Consider the following 19948-nt stretch of genomic DNA (forward strand, 5'->3'; position numbering starts at 1 on the left):
CGACTGACCGGCCCGGTCACCGTGTTTCTGCTATCATTGCACGGGCCCGCCCATGCCGAGCTCGGGCGGGACCAGAACAGGAATCCCGACGGGAATAACGGTGACGGCGCGATCGATGGCGATAACCGGCCGCGCAAAGTTCGGCGGCGAGTCCCAGGCGCGCCTCCAACGCAGGTTGTTGGGCAACTTGCTCAGCATCTCGCTCCTGGAGCGCTCCGGGCACCAGCTGTCGACCAGCCAAATCGCGCGGCCAGCTTGCGCCACCATCTGAATGGCTTCCAGCGACGCCGCGGGTTTGCCCGGCATGTCAGGCTCGACGACGTAACGGAAATACAATCGGTCCCAGTCCGGCCTGCTTCCGAGCTTGGCCTCCGGCGCGATTGCCACCTCTCCAGGAAGGTGGAACATCAATACCGGCGCTGGAACTGGCGCTGATACGGCGTGCCGCATCGCCGGGTACTTCCAGCTGCAGAACAGGATGAGATCCCCGGCAGCGACCTGACCGGCCAGGGCGCGGTAGGCGCCGCGCCAGTCCTCTTTCGGCCGCATCAGGCCGCCAGCGAAAGCCGACCCCGTGAAAGCCGCAAGCGTCAGCGCCGCAAAGCCGGTCTGCACCCGCCGATCCGGGAGCAGGGACGCAATCGCGATCAGCGCGAGGACCGCGCCGGGAATAGCGAACAGGATCGTGCGTTCCATGAAGATTGGGCTCACCACGAAGCCCAGCAACCAGATCAGCAGCGGAAGAGAAAGGAAGGCCAGCATCACACGCCGGGTTGACCGGTCCGGCTTGGGCAAATCCTGAGCTTCGCCACTTCTCGCGAAGCGCACCAGCAGGAGCGCCAGGATCAGGAAGCCGATCTGATAAGTCGATACGCCACTCGAAATGGTGTCCCCTCCCGCTTTGAATCGGAGTGGAAGGAGAAGCTCCAGGGTCGTCGAAAGAAAGTTCGCGGGGCTCGCTTGCTCGAGCCAGTTGAAGCCCGGGTTGGGCGTTGCAAGCTGCCGTGCGAAACGAACCAGGCCTGGCACGGCGAGCAGCCCCATCAAGCCCAATGCGGCTATCGTTTCCCCCCGGTACCTTGGCCCTGTTGTCGCCTTGGACGTGAGGAGGATGCAAAGTGCGACGACAATCCAGGGAACAGCGACAAGATGGGTGTGGAAGGAAAAAGCGGTACTGACGGCAAAGGCAAGCAGAGCGCTGATCCGGCAAGGTTTGCAGGCCACCTGCTCGTCTTTTTCCACCTCTCGAAGCCACCATAGCAAGCTGGTCGCCGAGGCGAGCGTCAACAAGAACAGCAAGGAGTAAGCGCGTGCCTCCTGGCTGTAGTCGATGTGCTGAGGCCAGACCGCCAGCAAAGCGGCCCCGAGCAGACCAAGGCGAGGCCCAAAAGAGAGCCGTCCCATCAAATACATCAAACCGACCGAAGCGACCCCGCAGACGATCGAGATGCCGCGCACGAAACCGGCGCTCATGTGGGTGGATACTATCGTCTTATGAAGCCAGTAGTAGAATGCAGGCGTTGGGTCCGTCGGGTGGAGAAGCATTTCTGACGCTGGCCAGTGCGCGAGCACCAGCGTCATGCCTTCGTCGCCCCAGAGTGCCTGACTATCGCTGGCTACGACACGCAACGCTAATGCGACAGCAAGGGTTACGCCCAGGAGTGCGTAGTGTGCGAGGCCAGGGCTCCGGTCCCTGTCAGTGCTCTCCATGAGCACCACCAGGTCCGAGCACGTCCGCTTGGACGGTTACCGGAGGTGCGCCCTGAAACGTGAAGGTGAGCGGAGCCTGCTCACCCTCTTTCAGCCTCGGATCCACCCCGAATAGCATAGCGTGTTTGCCTGCGGCCGCGAACTCCAGCCGGTCGCCGGCCTGCAGGCTCAACTCCTGCAGTGGCGCCATTCCAGCGGCCATGCTCTCGTGCAGTTCGATGCGCTGGGCACGCGGGCTCGACACGCCGCTCAGAACGACGGGTCGGGCCGCCCGGATCGTGAAATAAGCGGCTCCCGGGCGGCCGCGGACCGCCGGCAGGGTGATGCGGGCATCTTCCACTTCCACGCCCATCTTCGTGTCGGGTGCTTCACAAGAGATCAGCGCGGCGCAAGCGATCAGAAGCGGGACGGGGCGGCGCACCGCTTGCCCTTAGAGCAAGCCGAGTTCTTGTCGCAATCCAAACCCCACCTATATCGAACCCGAAACGCTCGTGCGCCTCATTCGCAGGGCGCGGGCTCTTTGTATTTCGATTGGGGCACAAGAGGATAGAAATGGCTAAAGTGATCGGTATCGACCTCGGCACGACCAACAGCTGCGTGGCCGTCATGGAAGGCGGCAAGCCCAAGGTCGTCGAGAATGCGGAAGGCGCGCGCACCACGCCATCGATCGTTGCATTCGCCAAGGATGGCGAGCGGCTGATCGGCCAGCCGGCCAAGCGCCAGGCGGTTACCAACCCGGACAACACCATATTCGCGGTGAAGCGCCTGATCGGCCGCCGCTACGACGATCCCATCACCAAGAAGGACACGGAGCTCGTTCCGTACAAGATCGCGCGCGGCCCGAATGGCGACGCATGGGTCAGCGCCGGCGGCAAGGATTACAGCCCCTCGCAGATCTCGGCCTTCACGCTCCAGAAGATGAAGGAAACCGCCGAGGCCTATCTCGGCGAGACCGTCACCCAGGCGGTGATCACCGTTCCCGCTTACTTCAACGACGCTCAGCGCCAGGCGACCAAGGATGCCGGCCAGATCGCCGGCCTGGAAGTGCTGCGCATCATCAACGAGCCGACCGCGGCCGCGCTCGCCTACGGGCTCGAGAAGCAGGACGGCAAGACTATCGCCGTCTATGATCTCGGCGGCGGCACGTTCGACATCTCGGTGCTCGAAATCGGCGACGGCGTGTTCGAAGTGAAGTCGACCAACGGCGACACCTTCCTGGGCGGTGAGGATTTCGACGCCAAGATCGTCGAATATCTCGCCGACACCTTCAAAAAGTCGGAAGGGATCGACCTTCGAGGCGACCGTCTCGCGCTTCAGCGCCTTCGCGAAGCGGCCGAGAAGGCCAAGATCGAGCTCAGCTCGGCGCAGACGACCGAAGTCAATCTGCCCTTCATCACCGCCGACGCGACGGGGCCGAAGCACCTCGTCAAGGCGATCAGCCGCGCGGATCTTGAGCGCCTCGTCGAGGACCTGATCAAGCGTACGCTCGAGCCGGTCAAGAAGGCGATCGCGGATGCCGGCATGAAGCCCGGCGACATCTCCGAAGTGGTGCTGGTCGGCGGCATGACCCGCATGCCGCGCGTCCGTCAGGTCGTGCAGGACTTCTTCGGCAAGGAGCCGCACACGGGCGTCAACCCGGATGAAGTCGTCGCGATGGGCGCCGCGATCCAGGCCGGCGTTCTGCAGGGCGACGTCAAGGACGTGCTGCTGCTCGACGTGACGCCGCTGTCGCTCGGCATCGAGACGCTCGGCGGCGTGTTCACCCGCATGATTGATCGCAACACGACGATCCCGACCAAGAAGTCGCAGACCTATTCGACCGCCGAAGACAATCAGAATGCGGTGACCATTCGCGTCTTCCAGGGTGAGCGCGAGATGGCGGCGGACAACAAGCTGCTCGGCCAGTTCGATCTGGTCGGCATCCCGCCCGCGCCGCGCGGCGTGCCGCAGGTCGAGGTCACCTTCGACATCGACGCCAACGGCATCGTCAACGTGTCGGCACGCGACAAGGGCACCGGTAAGGAGCAGCAGATCCGGATCCAGGCCTCGGGCGGCCTCAGCGACGCCGACATCGACAAGATGGTCCGCGATGCCGAGCAGTTCGCCGAAGAGGACAAGAAGCGCCGCGCTTCGGCCGAATCGCGCAACAAGGCGGATAGCCTCGTGCACACCACCGAGATGCAGCTGCGCGAGCATGGCGACAAGATCGACAGCGGCCTCAAGTCCGAAATCGAGACCGCGATCGTCGAGACCCGCGGCGCGATCGAGAGCGGCGATCCCGAGCAGATGGAAGCCAAATCGCAAGCGCTCGCCCAGGTGGCCATGAAGATGGGCCAGGCGATCTACGAGAAGGAGCAGGCCGCGGCTGCTGGTGGAACTGGCGATGCCGGTGCCGCGCAGGGCGGCGAGGCCGGCGGCGCGACCGAGGATGTGGTCGATGCCGAATTCTCTGAAGTGGACGACGAAGCCAAGAGGTAAATCTCTCTCCCTCTCCCCTTCAGGGGAGAGGGTCGGGGAGAGGGGCTTGTGAGCAGAGGTAAGGCCGCGATGACCATTTTCGCACTTTCCCCTCTCCCAACCCTCTCCCCTGAAGGGGAGAGGGCTTTTGTATGCTAGACACAGATTTCTACGAACTGCTCCAGGTGGAGCGGAGCGCCGACGAGCGGGCGATCAAGACCGCTTATCGCAAGCTCGCCATGGAGTGCCACCCGGACCGCAATCCGGGGTGCAAGGTCTCGGAGGAGAAGTTCAAGGCGATAAGCGTCGCCTATGACTGCCTGAAGGACCCGCAGAAGCGCGCCGCCTACGATCGCTTTGGCCATGCCGCCTTCAAGAATGGCCATGGTGCGGGCGGCGCTCAGGACTTTGGCTCCTTCTCGGACATTTTCGAGAACATCTTCGGCGAGTTCATGAACGGGCAGGGGGGCCAGCGGCACAACGTGCTGCGCGGCTCCGACCTGCGCTACGATCTCGAGATCAGCCTGGAGGACGCTTACAACGGCAAGGACGTCGAGCTGCGCCTCGACACGACTGCGGCGTGCGAGCCGTGCGACGGGACGGGCGCAAAGCCCGGCACCGCCGCCCGCAGCTGCGGTACCTGCGGCGGCCGCGGCCAGGTTCGCGCAAGCCAGGGTTTCTTCGTCGTCGAGCGGACTTGCCCGACCTGTCGCGGCGCGGGCGAAATCATCGCCGACCCGTGCGAGCTCTGCCGAGGCGACGGGCGCGTCGAAAAGCACAAGACGCTGCAGGTCCACATTCCCGCCGGTGTCGACGAGGGCACCCGCATCCGCCTGTCCGGCGAAGGCGAGGCCGGCGCCCGCGGCGGTCCGCCGGGCGATCTCTACATCTTCGTCCACCTCGCCCGCCATTCGATCTTCCAGCGCGACGGCACCACCCTGTTCGCGCGTTGCCCGGTCAGCTTCACGACCGCGGCGCTGGGCGGCACGATCGAGGTGCCCGGGCTCGACAAGCAGCGGCACGCGATCAAGATCCCCGCCGGCATCCAGTCCGGCAAGCAATTGCGGCAACGCGGCGCCGGCATGACCATCCTCAACGGCCGCGGCCACGGCGACATGGTGATCCAGGTCGAGGTCGAAACGCCGACCAGGCTGAGTACACGCCAGAAGGAGCTGCTCGAGGAGTTCCGGAAGACGGAGACTGGCGACGAATGCCCCGCCTCCAAGAGCTTTTTCGGCAAGCTTAAGAGCCTGTGGGAAGCTTAGGCGCCGAACACGCGCTCGAAGATCGTGTCGACGTGCTTGAGATGATAGCCAAGGTCGAAGCTTTGCTCGAGCTGATCGGGCGGGAGCAGGGCGGCGACGTCCGGATCGGCCTTGAGCAGCTCCAGCAGCGACAGCGCGCCGTCCGATTCCCACACCCGCATCGCGTTCCGCTGGACCAAGCGGTAGGAATCCTCGCGTGACGCGCCGGCCTGGGTAAGCGCGAGCAGCACGCGCTGCGAGTGAACCAGGCCGCCCATGCGGTCGAGGTTCTTCGCCATGCGCTCGGGGTAGACGAGCAGCTTGTCAATCACGCCGGTCAGGCGGGCCAGGGCGAAATCAAGCGTGATCGTCGCGTCGGGGCCGATATAACGCTCGACCGAGCTGTGGCTGATATCGCGCTCGTGCCACAGCGCCACATTCTCGAGCGCCGGCGTCACATAGGCGCGGACCATGCGGGCGAGGCCGGTGAGGTTCTCGGTCAGTATCGGGTTGCGCTTGTGCGGCATCGCCGAGCTGCCCTTCTGCCCAGGCGCGAAATATTCCTCGGCTTCCAGCACTTCGGTGCGCTGCAGGTGGCGGATTTCGGTCGCGAGCCGCTCGATCGAGGAGGCGATCACCCCAAGCGTGGCGAAATACATGGCGTGGCGATCGCGCGGGATCACCTGCGTCGAGATCGGCTCCACGGTAAGGCCGAGCTTGGCCGCCACATGCGCCTCGACGCGCGGATCGACGTTGGCGAAGGTGCCGACCGCGCCGGAAATAGCGCAGGTCGCCACCTCCTGGCGCGCGGCGACCAGGCGGGCGCGGCAGCGGGCGAACTCGGCATAAGCGAAAGCGAGCTTGAGCCCGAACGTGACCGGCTCGGCATGGATGCCGTGGCTGCGTCCGATCGTCGGCGTGAGCTTGTGCTCGATCGCGCGGCGCTTCAGCACGGCGAGCAGCTGGTCCAGGTCCTCGAGCAGCAGATCGGATGCGCGGGCGAATTGCACCGCCAGCGCGGTGTCGAGCACGTCCGAACTGGTCATGCCCTGGTGCAGGAAGCGCGCTTCGGGCCCGACATGCTCCGCGACATTGGTCAGGAAGGCGATGACGTCGTGGCGCACCTGCGCCTCGATCGCGTCGATCCGCTCGACCTCGAACCCGCCGCGCTCCCAGACCGCCTCTGCTGCCTCGCGCGGAACAATGCCCAAGTCCGCCATCGCGTCCAGCGCATGGGCTTCGATCTCGAACCAGATCCGGAAGCGCGTCTCCGGCGCCCAGATCGCAGTCATCGCGGGACGGGCGTAGCGCGGGACCATCAGCCTTGCAGCCGCGCCTTCACAAGCCCGCTCGCCTTGCTCATGTCGAGCTCGCCGGCGTGCCGCTCCTTCAGCGCGGCCATCACCTTGCCCATGTCCTTAGGGGACGCGGCCCCGAGTTCGGTCGCGATCGCGTCGATCGCGGCGCGGGTCTCGTCCTCGCTCATTTGGCTCGGCAGGAAGGTTTCGATCACGGCGACTTCGGCCGCTTCCACCGCCGCCAGTTCCGCGCGCCCACCGGCTTCGTACATGGTGATCGATTCGCGGCGCTGCTTGATCATCTTTTGCAGCACTTCGGTGACCAGCACGTCGTCGTCCGGCTTGGCCGTGGCGGTGCGAAGCTCGATGTCGCGGTTCTTGATCGCCGACTGGATCAGGCGAATGGTGCCGGTGCGCTCTTTCTCGCCGCCCTTCATGGCGGTGACCAAGGCGGCCTTGATGGTGTCGCGAATCATGTCGGCTCCGTTGGAAAAGAGGCGCATAACCGGGGCGGCCCGGCGATGATAGATTGACGCTGCCCGCCGCCGTCTCTAGCACCGGTCCCTTAGCGACATCGTCAGTTTCCCGACCAGGAGTGCCCGCCCCCATGGCCCACGCCAACCCCGCCCGCGCGCCGAACGGAGCGACGGGCGTATTGGTGTTGGCGGACGGGACGATCGTGTGGGGCAGGGGCTTCGGCGCGGAGGGCGCGGAGGTCGGCGAAATCGTCTTCAACACCGCCATGACCGGCTACCAGGAGATCATGACCGATCCCTCCTATGCGCGGCAGATCGTCACCTTCACCTTCCCGCATATCGGCAATGTCGGCGCCAATTACGAGGATCTGGAGGCCGACAATCCCTGGGCGCTCGGCTGCATCGTCGCGCAGGATGTGACCGCGCCTTCGAATTACCGAGCCGTGCAGGGCTTCGCCGAATGGATGCGCAGCAACGGCCGGATCGGCCTCAGCGGCGTCGACACCCGCGCGCTCACCCGCCGCATCCGCGACGGCGGCGCACCCAACGGCGTGATCGCGCACGACGCGGGCGGCGTGTTCGACATCGATGCGCTGCTCGAACAGGCGCGCGCCTGGCCAGGGCTCGAGGGCATGGACCTTGCGAAGGAGGTCTCCTGCCGCCAGCTGTTCCGCTGGTCCGAGGGACGCTGGCGGCACGGGACAGGCTACGCCCAAGCTCCCTCTCCCCGGCGGGGAGAGGGCTGGGGTGAGGGGGTCCTGAGTCAGCAAGGACTCACCACCGCCGAGCCCCCTCACCCAACCCTCTCCCCCAAGAGAGAGGGCTTTCGGCCGCACGTGGTGGCGATCGATTACGGCTCCAAGCGCAACATCTTCCGCAACCTTGCGGACGCGGGCGCGGACGTGACGGTGCTTCCCGCCACCGCCAGCTTCGACGAGATGATGGCGCACAAGCCCGACGGCATCTTCCTATCCAACGGCCCCGGCGACCCGGCCGCGACTGGAGAATACGCCGTCCCGGTGATCCGGCAGCTGCTGGACACCGGCAAGCCGCTGTTCGGAATCTGCCTCGGCCATCAGCTGCTCGGGCTCGCGGTCGGCGCGCGGACGGTGAAGATGCACCAGGGCCACCGCGGCGCCAACCACCCGGTCAAGCGCCTCGCCGACGGCCGCGTCGAGATCACCAGCATGAACCACGGCTTCGCCGTCGACCGCGAAACGCTCCCGGCGAACGTGCAGGAGAGTCATGTAAGCCTGTTCGACGGCAGCAATTGCGGGATGGAGCTGACGGATCGGCCGGCATTCAGCGTGCAATATCACCCGGAGGCGAGCCCGGGGCCGCAGGATAGCACGTATCTATTCGAGAAGTTCGTGGGCCAGCTTTCCAGATGATCCGCTACCTGTGCTTGATTGTCTTACTTGCCGGCTGTGGCGCTAACGAAGTTCCCCCTTCAGAGCGCGTGTTCGTAGTTTCGTCTGACGAGGCTCTACATGGAGGCAGCTATCTCAGGCCGTCTCCGGATGGGAATGTCGTCGCGGACGTCGACGGTAATCTTCTGGAAGACGTGATGACCTGCGGGTTCGTCGACTTGAGGGTAGTAAACGACTTGGGCCGATTGCACGGCTCAGGCTTCGAGATTTGGATACCAGAGAGATCGATGACAGTCGAACAGCGCCGATGTCTGGCCAAGAAGCTTCCAGATCCCTCGCACGTGAACGGTCCTATGTTGATTTCTGAAGAATTGAAGCGGGTGGGCCTTTAATGCCCCGCCGCACCGACATCTCCTCCATCATCATCACCGGCGCCGGCGATGCTCCCTCTCCCCGGCGGGGAGAGGGTTGGGGTGAGGGGCTTCGGCTTTCGAGTTTGAGCACAGGCGTCGTACGCCCCCACCCAACCCGCCCCCGCACAGGGGAGGATTTATTGACCCCGAGCGATGCGGAGGTGGTGGAGGATGGTTTCGAGCACGCCGTCGATGTTGCTCATCACCTCCGAGTTCCAGAAGCGGATGACGGTGTAGCCATGCGCTTCGATCAGTCGGGTGCGATCGGCATCCGCCTCCGCTGCGAGGGCGTGCTGGCCGCCATCGAGCTCCACGACGATCTTGGCGCTTCGGCAGGCGAAATCGCCGACTGCATCTCCGATCGGGAACTGCTTGGTGAACTTGGCGCCGAGCTGACTCCCGCGCAGCCGGGACCAGAGGAGAACTTCCGCATCGGTCATGTCGCGCCGCAGCTTGCGAGCAAGTGGCGTCAGGCGCTTTCTGGTCAGCTCAGAACCCCCTCACCCAACCCTCTCCCCGCTGGGCAGAGGGCTTCAGGTTACCCGCTCCGTGCCTAAAAGAAGAGACATCTCCTCCATCCTCATCATTGGCGCCGGCCCGATCGTCATCGGGCAGGCGGCGGAGTTCGGTTACTCGGGGACGCGTGTAATCAGGTGGTCCAAGGGTCAATCAGCTCAAGGCCCGGATGTTGGAAGTGCTTCGCGTTTCGCGTCGCAACAGCGCAACCGAACGTCATGGCCTGCGCGGCGATCTGCCCGTCGTGAACTCCGGCAGATCGCATCTCACGCTGGATCGGAGCGACGATCTCGCCATACTTCAAGGCGGCTTCGGTATCGAAAACCAAGGTTCGACTTCCTTGGTGCTTTGCGATCAGCCGCCCAAGCCACGCAGCCAGTAGTTTACGCTTGCCTGCTCCAGGCGTCAGGCAAATGCCAAGCTGGATTTCGGCAATGACGACGGTGGACAGAAGCGTCACTTCGTCGTGCGCGCGAAGCCAATCCACAACTTTTGGGTCGGGCGTGGTCTTCTGCAACTCGCTGAATACGTTCGTATCAACTAAAATCATCGAAGCCGTATGGCGGGACTCTCGGGAGGAAGGCGCGATCAGGCAACTCCATGTCCAAGCCGGGCCGTGTCATCGCGATAAGCTCGTCCACCCAGCTCTTCGGTTGCGTGGCGCCGGACAGGCCCTCCACGTCGGACTCGCCGGCAGGTCGAGGTCTTTCGAGGTCGGGTTTGTCCATCGAAGCGCTTCTCCAACAACGCGCCTTCCTAACAGAAAGGCTGTCTGACCGCCAATGCCCCGCCGCACCGACATCTCCTCCATCCTCATCATCGGCGCCGGCCCGATCGTCATCGGGCAGGCGGCGGAGTTTGATTATTCGGGGACGCAGGCGGCGAAGACGCTGAAGGCGGAGGGGTATCGGATCGTCCTGGTTAATTCGAACCCGGCGACGATCATGACCGATCCGGAGCTGGCGGACGCGACCTATATCGAGCCGATCACGCCCGAATATGTCGCCGCGATCATCGCCAAGGAGCGGCCCGACGCGGTGCTGCCAACGATGGGCGGGCAGACGGCGCTGAATACCGCGCTGGCGCTGTTCAAGGACGGGACGCTGGAGAAATTCGGCGTCCAGATGATCGGGGCCGACGCGGAGGCGATCGAGAAGGCGGAGGACCGGCTCAAGTTTCGCGACGCGATGAGCAAGATCGGGCTGGAGAGCCCACGCTCGGCGATCGCGCACAGCCTGGACGAGGCGGTGCAGGCGCTTGAGACGACCGGGCTACCGGCGATCATCCGGCCGAGCTTCACGCTCGGCGGGACGGGCGGCGGCATCGCTTATAATCGCGAGGAGTTCGTCGCGATCGTGACGGGCGGGCTCGACGCCTCCCCGACCACCGAAGTGCTGATCGAGGAGTCGGTGCTGGGGTGGAAGGAATATGAGATGGAGGTGGTGCGCGACCGCGCCGACAACGCCATCATTATCTGCGCGATCGAGAATGTCGATCCGATGGGCATCCACACCGGCGACAGCATCACCGTCGCGCCGGCGCTGACGCTGACCGACAAGGAATATCAGATCATGCGCAATGCGAGCATCGCTTGCCTGCGCGAGATCGGGGTGGAGACGGGCGGCTCGAACGTCCAGTTCGCGGTCAATCCGGCCAATGGGCGGCTGGTCGTGATCGAGATGAACCCGCGCGTGTCGCGCTCGTCGGCGCTGGCGTCCAAGGCGACCGGCTTTCCGATCGCCAAGGTCGCGGCCAAGCTGGCGGTCGGCTATACGCTCGATGAGATCCAGAACGACATCACGGGCGTGACGCCGGCCAGCTTCGAGCCGACGATCGACTATGTCGTCACCAAGATCCCGCGTTTCACGTTCGAGAAATTCAAAGGCTCGGAGCCGCTGCTTTCAACGGCGATGAAGTCGGTCGGTGAGGTGATGGCGATCGGCCGCTCGTTTGGCGAAAGCCTGCAAAAGGCGCTGCGTGGGCTTGAGACTGGGTTGATCGGGCTCGACGGTGTCAAGCCGCTCTACGGCGCGCCGCGGGCGGAGATCGAGGCGGCGCTGGCGCGGCCGACGCCGGACCGGCTGTTGGTTGCTGCGCAGGCGCTGCGCGAAGGCTTCACCGTCGCCGAGGTCCACGCGATCGCCAAATACGATCCCTGGTTCCTGGAGCGGATCGCCGAGATCGTCGCGGCGGAGGACGAGCTGACGCGGAACGGCGCGCCCAACGATGCCGCCGCGATGCGCCGGTTCAAGGCGATGGGCTTTTCCGACCGGCGCATTGCCGAGCTGGCGCTCAAGTCCGCCGGCATTCGCGGCGGCGCGCACAAGGTCCGCGCCCGTGGCCGCGGGCTGCTCCACGACGCGGTGCGGGCAATGGTCGGCGCAACGACGGAGGACGAGGTGCGGGAGCTTCGTCACCGGCTCGGCGTCCGTCCGGTGTTCAAGCGGATCGACACGGTCGCGGCCGAGTTCGCGGCCAACACGCCCTACATGTATTCGACCTACGAGGCGCCGAGCTTCGGCGAGCCGGAGGATGAGAGTCAGCCCACCGACGCGCGCAAGATCGTGATTCTCGGCGGCGGGCCGAACCGGATCGGGCAGGGGATCGAGTTCGATTATTGCTGCTGCCACGCCGCCTATGCACTGCGCGAGGCGGGCTTCGAGACGATCATGATCAACTGCAATCCGGAAACGGTGAGCACCGATTACGACACGTCCGACCGGCTCTACTTCGAGCCGCTTACGGTCGAGGATGTGCTCGAAGTGCTGCATGTCGAGATGTCTCGCGGCGAACTGGTCGGGGTTATCGTTCAGCTCGGCGGTCAGACCCCGCTCAAGCTTGCGGCGGCGCTCGAGAAAGCGGGCATCCCGATCCTCGGCACTTCACCCGACGCAATTGACCTGGCGGAAGACCGCGAGCGCTTCGCCGGCCTCGTCCACCGCCTAGGGCTTCGGCAGCCCGAACATGGCCTCGCCCGCAGCCGCGAGGAGGCGATCGCGGTGGCCGAGCGGATCGGCTACCCGGTGCTGACCCGGCCAAGCTACGTGCTCGGCGGGCGGGCGATGGAGATCGTCGACGGCCCAGCGCAGCTCGATGACTATATCGTCACCGCCGTGCAGGTGTCGGGCGACAGTCCGGTGCTGATCGATCAATATCTGCGCGACGCGATCGAGGTCGATGTCGACGCCATTTCGGACGGCAAAGACGTCTGTATCGCGGGTGTCATGCAGCATATCCAGGAAGCGGGCGTCCATTCCGGGGACAGCGCCTGCTCAATTCCGCCGTACAGCCTCCCTGCTGAGACCGTCGCCGAGATCGAGCGGCAGACCCGGCAGCTCGCGCTCGCGCTCGGCGTGGTCGGGCTCATGAACGTGCAGTTCGCGGTCAAAGGCGAGCTGGTCTACCTGATCGAGGTCAATCCGCGGGCCAGCCGGACCGTGCCCTTCGTCGCCAAGGCGATCGGCACGCCCATCGCAAAGATCGCCGCCCGCGTCATGGCGGGCGAGCCGCTGATGCGCTTCCTCCCGATCCACCGCGACATCGCGCACATCGCCGTCAAGGAAGCGGTGTTCCCATTCGCACGCTTTCCGGGCGTCGATCCGGTGCTCTCGCCGGAGATGAAGTCGACCGGCGAAGTGATGGGGATATCGGATGATTTCGCGAAAGCCTATTTAAAGGCCGAGCTTGGCGCGGGGGTCAAGATGCCGGACGGCGGCACCTTGTTCGTCTCCGTCAAAGACAGCGACAAGGGCCTGATCGCGCCGCCAGTGCGAGCCTTAGCCGAATTCGGCTTCAGCGTGATCGCGACTGGCGGCACCGCCGATTACCTGCGCAGCCAGGGGATCGAGGTTGCCCGGGTCAACAAGGTCGCGCAAGGGCGCCCGCACATTGTCGACAAGATCAAGGACGGCGAGGTGGACCTCATCTTCAACACCACCGAGGGCTGGCAAAGCCACAAGGACTCGGCCTCGATCCGTGCGTCGGCGCTGATGGCGAAGGTTCCCTACTTCACGACGGCTGCGTCGAGCGCGGCGGTCGTCCGCGCGATCGGGGCACAGCGGAGCAACCATCTTGAAGTTCGCTCGCTTCAGGATTATTATTACGCCTCCAGAGCGTAATTTCCGACAGCCGAAACAGAGCTCTAGCGGTCTCTTGTCAGTGGCCGCTATCAATTCGGTTTGAGGCCAAGAAGTTTCAGGCCAGCAGTTTTAGGAACGTATATCGATGGCGACAGTCGACAAGATGCCGATGCTGGCAGAAGGCTATGAAAGGCTGCAGCGTGAGGTCCGCCACCTGAAGATGGTCGAACGGCCGTCGATCGTCGAGGCGATCGAGGAAGCGCGCGCGCATGGCGATCTTTCGGAGAACGCCGAATATCACGCTGCGAAGGAGCGCCAGGGTCATGTCGAGGCGCAGATCGCGGAGATCGATGATCGGCTGAGCCGCGCGATGGTGATCGATCCGACCACGCTGTCGGGCGACAAGGTTGTCTTCGGCGCGACCGTTCATCTGCTCGACGAGACTGACAAGCCGATCAAATATCAGGTTGTCGGCCAGACGGAGGCGGACGCAAAGATTGGGCGGATCAGCTACTCGTCCCCGCTCGGACGCGCGCTGATCGGCCGCATGGTCGGCGAAGAGGTCGAAGTGTCGGCGCCGTCCGGAGACAAATATTACTCGATAGAGAAGGTCGAGTTCATCTGAGCCCCGCCGGCTGAGCGGCGGAACGGACGCTCGGCATGCGCCCACCCGAAAGCTGGAGCAGGGCGCGCGGCACCCTCATCCTCGCAGCTGTGACTGCGGCGGCGTGGCTGTTGGCTTCTGTGCTCGGGCGCAGCGAGTGGATCGTGCTCTGGGCGGGGTTCATCCCTGCGCGGCTCTCGGGCGCCGATGTTGACGCCCTGCTTGCACCGATCTGGCTCACTCCGCTCACGGCCACGCTTGCCCATGCAGGCATCGCGCACCTGCTCATGAATCTGCTGATGCTGCTCTTTTGCGGTCGTTCGGTCGAGAATATACTCGGCACCCGAGGGCTGTTGATACTGTACGCCGTCGGCGCCTACGCGGCCGCCGCGGCTCATTATGCGACGGGTCCGAATGACATCGCGCCGATGGTGGGCGCGAGCGGATCGATCTCAGCCGTGCTCGGCGCCTACGCGATCATGTTCGGGCGCAACCGGGTGAAGGTCGCCGATCCGCGGCTTGCCTTGTTGCTCAATGCGCTATGGCTGGCCGCGGCCTGGGTGCTCCTGCAACTGCTGGTCGGCCTTACATTCGAAACGCAGGGCGCGCGGATCGCGGTCGCCGCTCATGTTGGCGGGTTCTTGGCTGGCCTGGCGCTCGCCAAGCCGCTGTTGATCCTGCGCTACCGGAACGCCTAGGATTCATCCTCGTCCAGACCGGGTTCGAGGAGTCGGTGAAGGTGCACGACCACGTACTTCATCTCGGCGTCGTCCACGGTTCGCTGCGCATTCGAACGCCAGGCGTCGAGCGCGCTCGCATAATCCGGGAAAAGTCCGACCAGATGAACCTGGTCGAGATCTACGAAATCAAGCCCTTGCGGATCACTCACGCGACCGCCGAATACCAGGTGCATCTTGCTCATCACCAGCCTCTGCCAAAAGGATCGGGCGAGCGCCTAGCAGGCTGACGCGCCGAGACAAGCCTCAGCCGCGGCTGCGCATGAACTGGACCAGCCTGTCGAAGCCGTTGCGCTGGATATAGCTGTCGAAGTCCGCGCCCTGCGCCACCGCGAGGTTCACGCCGCTCACCGTCAGGTTCTGCACTTTGTAGCCGGTGCCGACCCGTGTCAGCGTCCAGATCACGGGTGCCGCCCGGCCGCCAGGCTTGGTCACCTGCGTCAGCACCGCCGCGTTTGCGCCCTGGTTCTGGACGCGCACGACCTTCAGGCCCGCATCCGCATAGTCGTACAGTCGGTCGGCATAGGTGCCGATGATGAAGTTCGGGAAGGCCGCGCGATATTGGGCATATTGGGCTTGGCTGATGCGGGGGCGCCAACGCCGGATCAGATTTTCGCCGATCGCATCCACCGCGAAATGCTGGGCAAGGATGGACCGGAATTTGCCGCGAGCCGCGGCGCGCGGACCTTTCAGCGACGAGAAGCCCGTCTGCGCCAGTGTTTGAACAAAGCGGGCCGGGTCGCGATTGTCGATCTGCGCTTCGGCAGGGGCTGCGGCGATGAGGCCGATCGGGATTGCCGCAAGTACATATCGAGCGATGGTCATGAGGTACGCACCTTTCACAAAAACGAGCGGGCGAGCGCCGGAGACAGACTAAGTTCCCCGGATTGCGTCCGAGGAACTTAGGGGAGCCTGTTCGGATTGCCAGCCCATCATGCACTGCCGCCCAGAGGCGAAGAAGCCAACGGGCGGCATCGCGCCAAGGGAAAAGCGCGAATTATTGAGCGTTGCCGCTCGTCGTCACGGCCTCCACGACAGCTTCGCCGATCTTCTGCATCGCCTTGGCGGGGATCTGGTTGGCCTGCTCACGGCCCGCTTCCGCGGCGCTGTGGGCCGCCTCGCGCGCGGCGTCGGTGAGCTTCTGGCCATAGGGGCCAATGACCTCCTGCTCGCGCTGAGTCCGAGGGAGAACCGCGGCCAACAGGGCGCCAACCGCTAGGCCGCCGGCAATCGCGACCACCGGGTAGGACTCGACACCTTGCGCCGTCGCCTGGCTGGCACGCGCCGCCTTTTCGCGGGCGGTGCCATAGGCGGCACTGGTCTTCTCGCGCGCCGAACTGTAGGCGTCGCTTGCCGACGTTCGCACTTTTCCGGTCACAGCCGAGAGACGGCCGCTGTCTCCCGTACCGGCTTCAGCCGTGCCGGTGCCGTTGGTCTGTTTGCCGTCGGTCTTCGTCATGCGCTTACTCCTTCAGGTTTGGACCGTTCAACCGTGGGTGCGGTGAGGTCGTATTTTTCGTCCGTCGCTTCGAGATCCGCCATCACGAGGTCGCTGGTATCCTCCTCGTGCCGAAATGGCTTGCTCACCAACCGCCACAGCGGCTCGCGCGCCAAGAAGATCAACAGCGCAGCGGCGACCCCGGAAGCTATGCCGGGCCGCTCCTTCACGGCCGTCATCGCTTCATCGGCGATGCCGTTGACCGCGAGCTTGGCATCGCTCGCCATGTTGGTGCCCTTATCGCGTACGCCCTCGAAGGCGTTGTTCGCCAGGGTCTTCGGGCTGAGCCGATATTGCAGTCCGCCCAAAGTCGAGGAAAACTGCTTCTTGGCCTGTTCCACCTCGAATTGAGCGCGCTCCAGCTCGAGCTCGGGTTTCGGCGCCTTGCTCATGCCCGGCTCTCCCCGGCCCGCAGCGCCGCCTTTTCGTCGCCATCCCCGGAGAGGGCCGACATCTTGCCGGCGCCATAGCGGAACAGCAGAAAGGCGATCAGGCCGGTGACGGCGAAGACGACCAGGCCTCCGAAGACCGGCCCGATGAGGTCGGCAAGGCCGATCACCAGGCCGACGAGCAAGGCGATCAGGCCGGCATAGGCGAGCAGCCCGCCGGCGACGAGGGCAACGAGCCCCCCCTTCGCCTTTCCAGCTCTGTAGAGGGCAATCTGCTTGTACAGATTGACCTCGGCGCCAACCAGATTGCGCCCGTCATTGACCAGTTGGTGAAACAGATCGCCGATCGAGGTCTCAGCCGGATTGTGCACCCGGGCGTCCAAGGCTCAGACCCCCGTGGTTGAAGCGACGGAGGGCGCCTGCGTCGCACTTCCCGTGGCGATCGCTCCGGAATTGCGGTCCGTGTCGGGGCCGGTGAGGCTCTGATCCGGCTGGAACTCAACTTCGTTCTTTTCCGGCAATCCGGCCTTCACCACTCGCATCAACGCGAAGCCGACCAGGGCGGCCGAGGCGATCGCCACGCCCGGGCTCTTGCGAACAGCGTTGCGGGTGTCTTCCAAGAGATCATCGACGCTACGCGAGCGCAGGCCGTCGACGAGGGAGGTCACCGCGTCCGCCGCACGATGGGCGTATGCGCCATATTCGGCCCCAAGTTTCTCGTCGACGGAGCGCGCTGCGTCGTTCACCACTTCGGCGAAGTCGCTCAGAGCCGTCGTCGCACGGTCTTTTCCGGTGTCGGCAAATTGACGAACCTTGTCGGTCGCCTGGCCCTTCAGGGTGCCAACTTGGCCGCGCACCTGATCCACCATCTTCTGCGCGGCATCGCCGCCAAAGCCGCTCGTGGAGCCGCCGCTTGCACCGGTGGTCCCGCCGCCGCTTGCGCCCGAGCCGCCCGAGCCGCCCGAGCCGCCCGAACCCCCGCCGAACGCGGCTGCGCCCGTGCTGGAGCTCGAACCTCCAGTTGATGCAAAACCGCCCGTGTCGCTGCTGGCGCCGCCGATGAAGCCGCCGCCTCCCGTCGTGCTCGCCCCGGAGAAGTCGGCGCTGCCGCCGGGGGTGGTCCCGCCGGAGCCGGTGCCGCCGAAGCCGCCTGCAGTACCGGTGCCGGCGCTCGAGCCGGTGCTTGCGCCAGCTCCGGCTCCGGTTTCCATCGCGCCGTTGATAATGGCGTCCGTGCCTTCGGGAAGTTCTTGGTCGCGCGGGGGCATGAATCGTCCTCCATACAAGTTAAACTGGATGCTTGGTCCCGAAACACATGTCGCTCGACTTCCGTTCCGTATCCGGAAAGGAAAGTTGCGCCTCGCCGGGGCGGCCGATAGACGACATGCCGCATTGCAGCATCCTCTCCCGAAAGGCGCCCCATGACCGCGATCATCGACGTGCACGCCCGCCAGATCCTCGACAGCCGCGGCAACCCGACGGTGGAGGTCGAGGTGCTGCTGGAGGATGGCAGCATGGGCCGCGCGGCGGTGCCTTCCGGCGCGTCGACCGGCGCGCACGAGGCGGTCGAGAAGCGCGACGGGGACAAGAGCCGCTACGGCGGGAAGGGGGTCACGCAAGCCGTCGAGGCGGTGCGGGGGGAGATTGCCGGCGCGATTCTCGGCATGGAGGCCGAGGACCAGAGCGAGATCGACGCCGCGCTCATCCAGCTTGATGGAACGGAGAACAAAAGCCGGCTCGGGGCCAATGCCATTCTCGGTGTGAGCCTCGCGGCGGCGAAGGCGGCTGCGGATGCCCGTGGGCTGCCGCTCTACCGTTATGTCGGGGGCGTTTCCGCGCAATTGCTGCCGGTGCCGATGATGAACATCATCAACGGCGGCCAGCATGCTGACAACGCGATCGACTTCCAGGAATTCATGATCGTTCCGGTCGGCGCGGAAAGCCTCACGGAAGCGGTACGCTGCGGGGCCGAAATCTTCCACACGCTGAAGAAGAGGCTATCGGAGTCCGGGCTGTCGACCGCGGTGGGTGATGAGGGCGGGTTCGCGCCGGCGCTCGCCTCGACCCACGACGCCCTCGACTTCATCATGAAGTCGGTCGAGCAGGCCGGCTATCGGCCGGGCGATGATGTGGTGCTGGCGCTCGACTGCGCCGCCACCGAATATTTCAGCGACGGCGCATATCGCATGGAAGGGGAGGGGCGGACTTTCTCGCCGCCCGAGATGGTCTCGTTCCTCGCCGAGCTCGCCTCCGCCTACCCGATCGCCTCGATCGAGGATGGCATGTCAGAGGACGACTGGGACGGGTGGAAGCTGCTCACGGACGAGATCGGCGGCAAGATCCAGCTGGTCGGTGACGATCTGTTCGTGACCAATCCCAAGCGCCTCGCCCAGGGCATCGAGCGCGGCATCGCCAATTCGATTCTGATCAAGGTCAACCAGATCGGCACGCTCACGGAGACGCTCGAAGCGGTCTCGGCTGCGCAGCGCGCCCGCTACACCGCCGTCATGTCGCACCGCTCGGGCGAAACGGAGGACACCACGATCGCCGACCTGGCCGTCGCCACTAATTGCGGGCAGATCAAGACGGGCAGCCTCGCCCGTTCCGACCGGCTAGCCAAGTATAATCAGCTCATCCGGATCGAGGAAGAACTCGGTTCAGCCGCTAAATTTGCCGGGCGAGCCGCAATTGGCTCTAAAAGCTCTTGATCCCGAAGCGTTTTGCTGATTCTATTAACCTCATGGCGGGGGCAGCAAACTCATTCAACGTGATCAAGCGCGCGGCCTTGCCCGCGCTTGGCTTTCTGATCATCGCGAATTTCCTGGGATACGCGGTGGTTGGCTCAAACGGCATCCTGAGCTGGGGCGATTATCGCCGATCAAAGGCCGAACGCTCCGTTGAGCTTGCCCACCTCCAGGAGGAGCGCGGGCGGCTTGCGCATCGGGCCAAGTTGCTCGACCCTCGCAAGGCCGATCCGGACCTGGCGGACGAGATGATCCGCAGCGAACTCGGCCTTGTTCGCCCGGACGAAGTGATCATCCCGATCGAGCAGTAAGCCGCGCAAGCGCGGTCTGCCGTTTCGCTATGCTGACTTCCCTGTCGGCTGAGGCCCGTTGCGCCGCTCCGGCTTTCTCGCCATAGAGCCGCCCGACCTCCC

General features: G+C 64.8%; 20 protein-coding genes. 8 read left to right on the forward strand and 12 right to left on the reverse strand.

Annotation, left to right across the window (positions count from 1 at the left end; genetic code table 11):
* Window positions 1-33: 33 nt before the first annotated feature.
* Together VF631_RS09070 and VF631_RS09075 are read right to left on the reverse strand one after the other, a co-directional pair.
* On the reverse strand, window positions 34-1710 hold the full coding sequence (locus tag VF631_RS09070) for a glycosyltransferase family 39 protein (RefSeq protein ID WP_431849963.1): 1677 nt from the start codon (window positions 1708-1710) through the stop codon (window positions 34-36).
* Window positions 1697-2131 carry a copper chaperone PCu(A)C gene (locus VF631_RS09075; RefSeq protein ID WP_431849964.1) on the reverse strand — a complete coding sequence of 145 codons (435 nt, stop codon included), beginning with the start codon at window positions 2129-2131 and terminating at the stop codon, window positions 1697-1699. Before VF631_RS09075 ends, VF631_RS09070 begins: the two co-directional genes overlap by 14 nt.
* Before the next feature lie 131 nt (window positions 2132-2262).
* Between VF631_RS09075 and dnaK the strand changes: the two genes are divergently transcribed.
* Together dnaK and dnaJ are read left to right on the forward strand one after the other, a co-directional pair.
* Window positions 2263-4188 carry a molecular chaperone DnaK gene (dnaK, locus tag VF631_RS09080; protein WP_431849965.1) on the forward strand — a complete coding sequence of 642 codons (1926 nt, stop codon included), beginning with the start codon at window positions 2263-2265 and terminating at the stop codon, window positions 4186-4188.
* Between the two features lie 131 nt (window positions 4189-4319).
* Window positions 4320-5432, forward strand: a complete 1113-nt coding sequence (gene dnaJ / locus VF631_RS09085; protein WP_431849966.1) for a molecular chaperone DnaJ — start codon at window positions 4320-4322, stop codon at window positions 5430-5432.
* Here the strand turns inward: dnaJ and purB are convergent.
* On the reverse strand, window positions 5429-6730 hold the full coding sequence (gene purB, locus VF631_RS09090; protein WP_431849967.1) for an adenylosuccinate lyase: 1302 nt from the start codon (window positions 6728-6730) through the stop codon (window positions 5429-5431). The genes dnaJ and purB overlap by 4 nt on opposite strands.
* Window positions 6730-7185, reverse strand: coding sequence for a GatB/YqeY domain-containing protein (locus tag VF631_RS09095; protein ID WP_431849968.1), 456 nt, complete (start codon window positions 7183-7185; stop codon window positions 6730-6732). Before VF631_RS09095 ends, purB begins: the two co-directional genes overlap by 1 nt.
* Window positions 7186-7316: 131 nt before the next feature.
* Here VF631_RS09095 and carA point away from each other — a divergent pair, with 131 nt between their 5' ends.
* Window positions 7317-8576 carry a glutamine-hydrolyzing carbamoyl-phosphate synthase small subunit gene (gene carA, locus VF631_RS09100; protein ID WP_431849969.1) on the forward strand — a complete coding sequence of 420 codons (1260 nt, stop codon included), beginning with the start codon at window positions 7317-7319 and terminating at the stop codon, window positions 8574-8576.
* 529 nt (window positions 8577-9105) lie between these two features.
* Here the strand turns inward: carA and VF631_RS09105 are convergent.
* The gene (locus VF631_RS09105; RefSeq protein ID WP_431850048.1) at window positions 9106-9456 is read right to left on the reverse strand and encodes an endonuclease domain-containing protein; all 351 of its coding nucleotides are present in this window, start codon (window positions 9454-9456) and stop codon (window positions 9106-9108) included.
* A gap of 161 nt (window positions 9457-9617) precedes the next feature.
* Window positions 9618-10034 (reverse strand): type II toxin-antitoxin system VapC family toxin, encoded by a 417-nt coding sequence (locus VF631_RS09110; RefSeq protein WP_431849970.1) that lies wholly within the window; start codon window positions 10032-10034, stop codon window positions 9618-9620.
* A 232-nt stretch (window positions 10035-10266) separates the two neighbouring features.
* Here VF631_RS09110 and carB point away from each other — a divergent pair, with 232 nt between their 5' ends.
* From carB to VF631_RS09125, 3 genes are all read left to right on the forward strand, one after another.
* Window positions 10267-13602, forward strand: a complete 3336-nt coding sequence (gene carB / locus VF631_RS09115; RefSeq protein WP_431849971.1) for a carbamoyl-phosphate synthase large subunit — start codon at window positions 10267-10269, stop codon at window positions 13600-13602.
* Window positions 13603-13708: 106 nt separating this feature from the next.
* Window positions 13709-14188: a transcription elongation factor GreA gene (greA, locus tag VF631_RS09120; RefSeq protein WP_431849972.1), complete on the forward strand. Its 480-nt coding sequence runs from the start codon at window positions 13709-13711 to the stop codon at window positions 14186-14188.
* Window positions 14189-14223: 35 nt separating this feature from the next.
* A complete protein-coding gene (locus VF631_RS09125) occupies window positions 14224-14865 on the forward strand; it encodes a rhomboid family intramembrane serine protease (protein ID WP_431849973.1) in 642 nt (213 codons plus the stop codon).
* Here VF631_RS09125 and VF631_RS09130 read toward each other — a convergent pair.
* The 6 genes from VF631_RS09130 to VF631_RS09155 all read right to left on the reverse strand — a co-directional run bounded on the left by VF631_RS09130 (window position 14862) and on the right by VF631_RS09155 (window position 18059).
* Entirely contained in the window at window positions 14862-15089 is a 228-nt protein-coding gene (locus tag VF631_RS09130; RefSeq protein ID WP_431849974.1) for a DUF4170 domain-containing protein, read from the reverse strand. The genes VF631_RS09125 and VF631_RS09130 overlap by 4 nt on opposite strands.
* Before the next feature lie 61 nt (window positions 15090-15150).
* Window positions 15151-15729 carry an MlaC/ttg2D family ABC transporter substrate-binding protein gene (locus VF631_RS09135; RefSeq protein ID WP_431849975.1) on the reverse strand — a complete coding sequence of 193 codons (579 nt, stop codon included), beginning with the start codon at window positions 15727-15729 and terminating at the stop codon, window positions 15151-15153.
* A 172-nt stretch (window positions 15730-15901) separates the two neighbouring features.
* The gene (locus VF631_RS09140) at window positions 15902-16363 is read right to left on the reverse strand and encodes a hypothetical protein (RefSeq protein WP_431849976.1); all 462 of its coding nucleotides are present in this window, start codon (window positions 16361-16363) and stop codon (window positions 15902-15904) included.
* Window positions 16360-16794 (reverse strand): hypothetical protein, encoded by a 435-nt coding sequence (locus tag VF631_RS09145; protein WP_431849977.1) that lies wholly within the window; start codon window positions 16792-16794, stop codon window positions 16360-16362. The genes VF631_RS09140 and VF631_RS09145 overlap by 4 nt, the downstream gene beginning before the upstream one ends.
* A complete protein-coding gene (locus tag VF631_RS09150; RefSeq protein WP_431849978.1) occupies window positions 16791-17174 on the reverse strand; it encodes a phage holin family protein in 384 nt (127 codons plus the stop codon). Before VF631_RS09150 ends, VF631_RS09145 begins: the two co-directional genes overlap by 4 nt.
* 3 nt (window positions 17175-17177) lie before the next feature.
* A complete protein-coding gene (locus VF631_RS09155; protein ID WP_431849979.1) occupies window positions 17178-18059 on the reverse strand; it encodes a hypothetical protein in 882 nt (293 codons plus the stop codon).
* Window positions 18060-18212: 153 nt separating this feature from the next.
* Between VF631_RS09155 and eno the strand changes: the two genes are divergently transcribed.
* Both eno and VF631_RS09165 read left to right on the forward strand, forming a co-directional pair.
* Window positions 18213-19499 carry a phosphopyruvate hydratase gene (gene eno, locus VF631_RS09160; RefSeq protein ID WP_431849980.1) on the forward strand — a complete coding sequence of 429 codons (1287 nt, stop codon included), beginning with the start codon at window positions 18213-18215 and terminating at the stop codon, window positions 19497-19499.
* Window positions 19500-19531: 32 nt separating this feature from the next.
* On the forward strand, window positions 19532-19846 hold the full coding sequence (locus tag VF631_RS09165; RefSeq protein ID WP_431849981.1) for an FtsB family cell division protein: 315 nt from the start codon (window positions 19532-19534) through the stop codon (window positions 19844-19846).
* The last annotated feature ends 102 nt before the right edge of the window (window positions 19847-19948 follow it).

It is taken from the genome of Allosphingosinicella sp. (genome assembly GCF_036387615.1).
GTDB lineage: Bacteria > Pseudomonadota > Alphaproteobacteria > Sphingomonadales > Sphingomonadaceae > Allosphingosinicella.

Bases quoted from the DNA above. Each gene is read 5' to 3' on its own strand.
- dnaK (WP_431849965.1), top strand. From the start codon at position 2,263: ATGGCTAAAGTGATCGGTATCGACCTCGGCACGACCAACAGCTGCGTG.
- VF631_RS09165 (WP_431849981.1), top strand. From the start codon at position 19,532: ATGGCGGGGGCAGCAAACTCATTCAACGTGATCAAGCGCGCGGCCTTG.
- VF631_RS09155 (WP_431849979.1), bottom strand. From the start codon at position 18,059: ATGCCCCCGCGCGACCAAGAACTTCCCGAAGGCACGGACGCCATTATC.
- dnaJ (WP_431849966.1), top strand. From the start codon at position 4,320: ATGCTAGACACAGATTTCTACGAACTGCTCCAGGTGGAGCGGAGCGCC.
- VF631_RS09130 (WP_431849974.1), bottom strand. From the start codon at position 15,089: ATGAGCAAGATGCACCTGGTATTCGGCGGTCGCGTGAGTGATCCGCAA.
- eno (WP_431849980.1), top strand. From the start codon at position 18,213: ATGACCGCGATCATCGACGTGCACGCCCGCCAGATCCTCGACAGCCGC.
- VF631_RS09125 (WP_431849973.1), top strand. From the start codon at position 14,224: ATGCGCCCACCCGAAAGCTGGAGCAGGGCGCGCGGCACCCTCATCCTC.
- purB (WP_431849967.1), bottom strand. From the start codon at position 6,730: ATGGTCCCGCGCTACGCCCGTCCCGCGATGACTGCGATCTGGGCGCCG.
- carB (WP_431849971.1), top strand. From the start codon at position 10,267: ATGCCCCGCCGCACCGACATCTCCTCCATCCTCATCATCGGCGCCGGC.
- carA (WP_431849969.1), top strand. From the start codon at position 7,317: ATGGCCCACGCCAACCCCGCCCGCGCGCCGAACGGAGCGACGGGCGTA.
- VF631_RS09110 (WP_431849970.1), bottom strand. From the start codon at position 10,034: ATGATTTTAGTTGATACGAACGTATTCAGCGAGTTGCAGAAGACCACG.
- VF631_RS09095 (WP_431849968.1), bottom strand. From the start codon at position 7,185: ATGATTCGCGACACCATCAAGGCCGCCTTGGTCACCGCCATGAAGGGC.
- VF631_RS09145 (WP_431849977.1), bottom strand. From the start codon at position 16,794: ATGAGCAAGGCGCCGAAACCCGAGCTCGAGCTGGAGCGCGCTCAATTC.
- greA (WP_431849972.1), top strand. From the start codon at position 13,709: ATGGCGACAGTCGACAAGATGCCGATGCTGGCAGAAGGCTATGAAAGG.
- VF631_RS09140 (WP_431849976.1), bottom strand. From the start codon at position 16,363: ATGACGAAGACCGACGGCAAACAGACCAACGGCACCGGCACGGCTGAA.
- VF631_RS09070 (WP_431849963.1), bottom strand. From the start codon at position 1,710: ATGGAGAGCACTGACAGGGACCGGAGCCCTGGCCTCGCACACTACGCA.
- VF631_RS09135 (WP_431849975.1), bottom strand. From the start codon at position 15,729: ATGACCATCGCTCGATATGTACTTGCGGCAATCCCGATCGGCCTCATC.